The sequence below is a fragment of the Burkholderia sp. A9 genome, assembly GCF_000801975.1.
Map to the genome: position 1 here is coordinate 1 of NZ_JSZN01000085.1, position 354 is coordinate 354.

A 354-nucleotide genomic window follows, 5' to 3' on the forward strand; every position below is an offset into this window, starting at 1 on the left:
GCGTCGCGACGCGCCCGATCCAGGACATGGACGCGTACCGCGAGCAACTCGGCGCGACCGTTTACCGCACCGGCATGGTGATGCGTCCGGTGTTTGCGACCGCGAAGAAGAAGCAGGCGCGCATCGTGTTCGCCGAGGGCGAGGACGAGCGCGTGCTGCGCGCCGCGCAGTTCGTGCTGCAGGAAAAGATCGCGAAGCCGATCATCGTCGGCCGTCCGTCGGTCGTCGAGATGCGCCTGCAGAAGATCGGCTCGAAGCTGAAGGCCGGCATCGATTTCGAGATCGTGAATCCGGAAGACGACACCCGCTACCACCGCTACTGGCAGGCGTACCACGAGATCGGCGCGCGTGACG

At 65.8% G+C, this 354-nt stretch carries 1 protein-coding gene; it reads left to right on the forward strand.

The features are described from left to right. Positions 1 to 354 (forward strand): phosphate acyltransferase (locus tag PI86_RS15555; protein ID WP_039324430.1); only part of this gene is annotated, 354 nt, incomplete at both ends.